The following is a 6,166-nucleotide window of genomic DNA, read 5'->3' on the forward strand; positions in this document are numbered from 1 at the left end:
TGTCCGCAAGATAGGCCCTATTATGATCTGTGGAGCAAGTCAAAAAAGATTAAAGATATATTTACCCTGCCGCATAGAAAATTTAGTGCGAAAAAGCTCCTTGGACTGAATAAATTCATAAAAGATAACGATATAAAAATAATTCATTCCCACGGTAAGGGTGCTGGTATCTATTCGCGGATGCTTAAAATTTTAAATTCAAGGCTAAAAATAGTCCACACTTTACACGGCGTTCATATCGGAGAATACGGCTTTTTGAAAAAGAGTGCATATATTTTTTTGGAGCGGTTTTTAACGCTATTTACCGATAAATTTATAAATGTGTCAAATAGCGAAAATAGCGTTTGTTTAAAGCTTAAATTATTTAAAAAAAGCAAGAGTGAGATCGTATATAACGGCATAAAAGCTCTTTTGAAAGACGATAACGCCAAGATAAAATTTGATCTGTCAGGAAAAAGGGTAGTTACGACCATTTCGAGATTTGACTACGCAAAAAATATGAGTTTGGCGTACGAGATAGCCAAAAAATTTAAAGACAAATCAAGTATCGTTTTTTTATGGCTCGGAAACGGCGACGATAGGGTAAAATTTGAATCTATGGCGCAAAAAGACGGCGTAAATATAATCTTTACGGGCTTTACCGACGAAGTGCCCGCGTATCTATCCGCTACGGACATCTACCTGTCTACATCCAGGTGGGAGGGGCTGCCTTATGCGCTCATAGAGGCGCAGTCGCTCAGTATCCCTATAGTGGCGACAAACGTTGTGGGAAATAACGAGGTTGTAGAAAACGGCAAAAGCGGATTTTTGTTTGAGGACGCACAGCAGGCGTGTCGGGATATAGAAATTTTATTAAACGATGAGAAAATATACGGTAAAATGCGAGGCGAAGCATTGCTAAATTTTAAAGATAAATTTAATATCGGCGCTATGATTCGTAAAGTGGAAAAAATTTACGAGCAGATATTTGAAAATAGATCAACTAGGGAGCCGCAATGAAAAAAGCCCTTATCCACGACTGGTTTAGTACCTATGCGGGCGCGGAGAAATGCGTCGAGAGTTTTACCAATATCTGGGATGATTTTGAAATTTACAGCCTCATCGACTTTTTAAAGGGTGCCGACCGAGATAAAATTTTAAAAGGCAAGCACGCTCACACGAGCTTTATCCAGAAGCTGCCCTTTGCAAAGGACAAATACCGCAACTACCTGCCGCTATTTCCGCTTGCGATCGAGCAGTTTGATCTAAGCGGCTACGATGTCGTGCTATCCAGTTCGCATGCCGTCGCAAAGGGTGCGCTGACGCACTCAAATCAGCTTCACATTGCCTATGTGCACACGCCGATCCGCTACGCGTGGGATCTGTATCATCAGTACTTGCGCGAAAGCGGGCTGGACCGCGGTTTAAAGGGCGTGCTGGCAAAGTATTTTTTGCATAAAATTAGGCTTTGGGATGCGAGCACCGCAAACCGCGTGGATCACTACGTCGCAAACAGCCGCTACATCGCGCGCCGTATCCAAAAAACCTACGGCAAGCCCAGCGACGTCATCTATCCGCCCGTGGACGTGGATAAATTTACGCTGCGCGAAGCCAAAGAGGACTTCTACCTCACCGCCTCGCGCATGGTACCGTACAAAAAGATTGATCTCATCGTCGAGGCGTTTTCGCAGACGGATAAAAAGCTGCTCGTTATCGGCGACGGGCCCGATATGGCCAAAATAAAATCAAAAGCGGGCAAAAATATCGAGCTTTTGGGCTTCGCAGACGATGAAACGATGGCAGATCTTATGGGGCGGGCTAAGGCGTTTGTTTTTGCCGCAGAGGAGGACTTCGGCATTACGCCCGTAGAGGCGCAGGCATGCGGTACGCCGGTGATCTGCTTTGGGCGCGGCGGCGCCCGCGAGACGGTGCTTGATGGCAAGAGCGGGCTATATTTTATGGAGCAAAATACAAAGGAGCTGCTCGCCGCCGTAGCTAAATTTGAGCAAAATTATGATAAATTTGAGCCTACAAAAATCAGAGAAAATTCTTTAAAATTTTCGCGCGCGCGCTTTGAAGCCGAGATCAAAAGCTACGTCGAGAAAAAATATGAGGAATTTAAGGACGACCAAAATGACTAATATAATCCTAAGCGGCGGCAGCGGCACGAGGCTGTGGCCCATCAGCCGTACGCTTATGCCAAAGCAGTTCGTGCGCCTCTTTGACGACCGCTCGCTTTTTATGATGAGCTACGAGCGAAACTCCCCGCTATGCGAGCGCACGCTCGTCGTCTCGAACGAGCAGCAGTATTTTTTGGCGCTCGATCAGCTTGAGGCCCTAGGCGCGCGTGGCGTGAAATTTCTACTCGAGCCCGTCGGCAGAAACACGGCTCCTGCGATCGCGCTTGCGTGTTTGAGCTTAAAGGCCGAGGAGATCGTTTTCGTAACGCCGAGCGATCATCTAATTAGAAATGAGGTGGCGTATAAAAACAGCGTTTTGCGCGCGCATGAGCTTGCAAAACAGGGGTTTTTGGTAACGTTTGGTATCAAGCCCACGGAGGCAAATACGGGCTACGGCTATATCGAAGCAAGCGGCGAGGACGTGTTAAAATTTCACGAAAAGCCTGAGCTTGTGGCGGCGCAAAGCTACATAGCGGCGGGGAATTTTTACTGGAACAGCGGCATGTTTATGTTTAAAGCGAGCATATTTTTAGGCGAACTAAAAGCGCATAGCCCTGAAATTTACGAAGCCTGCGTCCGTGCGCACGAAAATTCTAACGCAGAAAATCCGATTAGAATTAAACTAGGCGATATGCAAGAGATCCCAGTAGATAGCATCGACTACGCGGTTATGGAGCGCACGAGCCTTGCCAAAGTCGTGCCTACAGACATCGGCTGGAGCGATCTGGGAAGCTTCGATAGCTTAGACGCCGAGCTGCCCAAAGACGCGAACGGCAACACTGCAAGCGATAAAAATATCGCTCTAAATTCTAAAAACAATCTCATCATCGGCTCGGGTCGCACGATCGCCGCCATAGACGTCGAGGATTTCGCTATCGTCGATACCAAGGACGCCCTGCTCGTATGTAAAAAAGGCTCTACCCAAAAGGTAAAGCAGGTGGTAGAGCGGCTGAAGGATAGCGATCTGGCACGCGTGCACGTAACGACGCACCGCCCGTGGGGCAGCTACACGGTGCTCGAAGATGAGCGCGGCTACAAGATCAAGCGCATCGTCGTCAAGCCCGGCAAGCGGCTATCGCTGCAGAAGCACTACCATCGCAACGAGCACTGGATCGTCGTTAGCGGCACTGCGACCGTGACCGTGGGTGAGCGGAATTTCTTGCTGCGCGAGAATGAATCGACATTCATTAGGATGGGCGAGGTCCACCGCCTCGCAAACGAGGGCAAAATCCCCGTCGTGCTAATCGAAGCTCAAGTCGGTAGCTACACCGGCGAGGACGATATCGTGCGCCTGCAAGATGATTTTAATAGGAGCTAGGATGAAAAAGCAACTCTGCGTTTTGATAATCTTGGCAGTCGATATTTTCGGCATCTGGCTTTGCTTCGGGCTTGCCGTGGTGCTTAAAAATCTGCTCTACGGCGATAGCGTGCTGCTAGACATCGGCAGGTATCAGGGCTTCGCGCCGTCCTATGTAATAATGATATTTTTGTTTTTCTATCAAGGGATCTATTCGAGGCGATATGATTTTTGGCACGAGAGTAGAATTTTAGTAAAAAGCTGCTTTTTGGGGCTTTTGCTAAGTCTCGCGCTGCTTGCTTTAATCAAAGTCAATTACGAATTTTCACGCGCCAGCTTTATTCTAAGCTTTGCCTTTATGGCGGTGGTTTTGCCGCTTTTGAAGCTCGTAACGAAAAGGAAGCTTTTTAAATTTGGATTATGGCGAAAGAGGGCGAAAATTTTAGGCGAGGGCGAGGAGTTTGAGAGCGCCGTCTTAGAAAGCGCGTATTTAGGATACGTAAGGGCGCTAGGCAGGGACTACGATGTGCTATTTATCGGCGGAAGCAGGCTTGGGGCGAAAGCCTTGAACGAGCTTATCGAGCATAATATCAGAAAGAACAAAGAAATTTTATTCACCCCCGTGCTGCGCTCATACGATTTTACTCAGGCAGATATTTACAGCGTTTTTGCCTCGCGCACCAGCCTCTTTGCGATACGAAATTCTCTGAAAAGCCCTTTAAATTTAGCTCTTAAACGCGGGCTTGATTTAGCGCTAATTTTCTTAGCGCTTCCTTTGTTGGTGCCTATTTTTGGTATAATCGCGCTGATGATGAAGCTAAAAGAACCGGAAGGGCGCATATTTTTTTCGCATCAAAGAATGGGATTCGGCGGTAAGCCGTTTGGATGCCTGAAATTTCGCTCGATGAAAGAAAACGGGGACGAAATTTTAGCTCAGTATCTAAAGCAAAATCCGCAAGAGGTGGAGTATTTTGAAAAATATCACAAATACGAGCACGATCCGCGCATCACGAAGCTGGGCAATTTTTTGCGCAGAAGCTCGCTTGATGAGCTTCCGCAGCTGATCAACGTCCTAAAGGGCGAAATGAGCATCGTAGGTCCTCGCCCGTGCGCGCAATACGAGCGCAAAGATATGGGCGAATATGCAGATCTCATCCTGGCCGTCAAGCCCGGCATTACGGGGCTTTGGCAGGTGAGCGGGCGCAGCGATGTGGATTTTGCGACCAGGGCGGGTATGGATACGTGGTATATGAAAAACTGGTCGATATGGAACGACATCGTGATAATCATAAAAACCTTTAAGGTGGTCCTTGTTCGTGAGGGCGCAATTTAAATTTTAAATTTGGAGAAGAAATATGCAACAGAATTATTGTAAAGATGATGAGATCGATTTGCTAGATTTGGCAAAAAAGATATGGAAATATAAAAAGCAAATTTGTATAGTAACTTGTGGATTTATTGCGATTGGGCTTTTGTACATTCTATTTGCTACTCCGTGGTATAAAGCAACGGCGGCGGTAGAAACCGCCTATTATAATAATGAAACTGGTATGCCACAGTATATAACCGAAAGATCCGTTCGGATGCATGAGCTTAGAGTAAAATATATTGATGGACTAAAGGATATTAAGGACAAGAACGTAATGGTTGATAGTATCGTCGCTGATAAAGATAGCGCCAATATATTTATTATAACGGCGTTTGCCAAATCGAACGAATTACTAAAAAAACATATAGATGAGATGGTGGCAGATTTAAGCGAAGAAGATGCTATAGTTTTAGATGAATATAAAAAGGTTTTACGTGAACAATTGATAAGTATTGATTCGCAGGTAAGTTATTTAAAAAATGATAAAATTCGTAATTTAAAAGAACGCATAGAATATTTAAAAGGTGTTCAGATAGCCAAAATAGATGATCAAATAGACATGTTGAACAAGAAAGAAAAGCTTAGCGATGCTGGCGAATTAAAACTGATGGAGTTAATGAATATAAAAGACAAAATTTTAAACGACAATATACCTAAAATAAGTGACGAAATTAGTGCTATAACTCTAGTACAAATTCCTGATTTAATGAAGAAAAAGAGCATTATAGAAAATAGGCTTTCTGATTTTAATTTTAAAACTTCTCATATAATTTCTAATATAGTTTTATCTGATCGCCCAGCAAAGCCTAAAAAACTAATCATTTTAGCAATATCTGCAATAATAGGACTTATGCTTTCTACCTTTGTAGTATTGGTTTATGATAAATTTAAAACCTGCAATTCCGAAAATAGATAAATTTTAAATAATTTATTTCTATATTGGGGCGTTACGGCTGAATGTAAAGACTGCTTTGATAAAACTCCCTACTAAGGCGTTTTTTATATGAAAGATCATATTGTGCAAACCTTAGCAAAATTATATATTGGCGCTAAATCAGCAATGCTATTTTACTAAAGAGTAAGGATGACATTTGGCTATTGCGGTATCAAAGATAGATTGTTTTGTGCTTTTGGCTGTGACTATTAAATTTTATCTATGCATCGAATCCTATCGCTCGGATACATTATCGAAAAAGTCATTTATTACTATCGAGTAGCCCCAATTTGCATTTACAAAAGCATCGTGATTATAAATTTAGTGTATTAATTAAAAAGCATCGATTAGAATTCTATGATTTTAAAGGATTATTGGTGTCCCGTGTAGGATTCGAACCTACGGCC

At 43.9% G+C, this 6,166-nt stretch carries 5 protein-coding genes; all 5 read left to right on the forward strand.

What is annotated here, in order from left to right; all coding sequences use genetic code 11:
* Nucleotides 1-999 (forward strand): glycosyltransferase (locus tag Q0236_RS04595; RefSeq protein WP_297915559.1); only part of this gene is annotated, 999 nt, incomplete at its 5' end.
* Nucleotides 996-2,120 carry a glycosyltransferase family 4 protein gene (locus Q0236_RS04600; protein WP_297915561.1) on the forward strand — a complete coding sequence of 375 codons (1,125 nt, stop codon included), beginning with the start codon at nt 996-998 and terminating at the stop codon, nt 2,118-2,120. The genes Q0236_RS04595 and Q0236_RS04600, both read left to right, overlap by 4 nt.
* Complete coding sequence (locus tag Q0236_RS04605; protein ID WP_297915563.1) at nt 2,113-3,477, forward strand: mannose-1-phosphate guanylyltransferase/mannose-6-phosphate isomerase; 1,365 nt, start codon at nt 2,113-2,115, stop codon at nt 3,475-3,477. Before Q0236_RS04600 ends, Q0236_RS04605 begins: the two co-directional genes overlap by 8 nt.
* A gap of 1 nt (nt 3,478) precedes the next feature.
* The gene (locus Q0236_RS04610; protein ID WP_297915565.1) at nt 3,479-4,789 is read left to right on the forward strand and encodes a sugar transferase; all 1,311 of its coding nucleotides are present in this window, start codon (nt 3,479-3,481) and stop codon (nt 4,787-4,789) included.
* Between the two features lie 22 nt (nt 4,790-4,811).
* On the forward strand, nt 4,812-5,741 hold the full coding sequence (locus Q0236_RS04615; protein ID WP_297915567.1) for a Wzz/FepE/Etk N-terminal domain-containing protein: 930 nt from the start codon (nt 4,812-4,814) through the stop codon (nt 5,739-5,741).
* Nucleotides 5,742-6,166: the final 425 nt, after the last annotated feature.

This window comes from uncultured Campylobacter sp. (genome assembly GCF_938031315.1).
Lineage (GTDB): Bacteria > Campylobacterota > Campylobacteria > Campylobacterales > Campylobacteraceae > Campylobacter_B.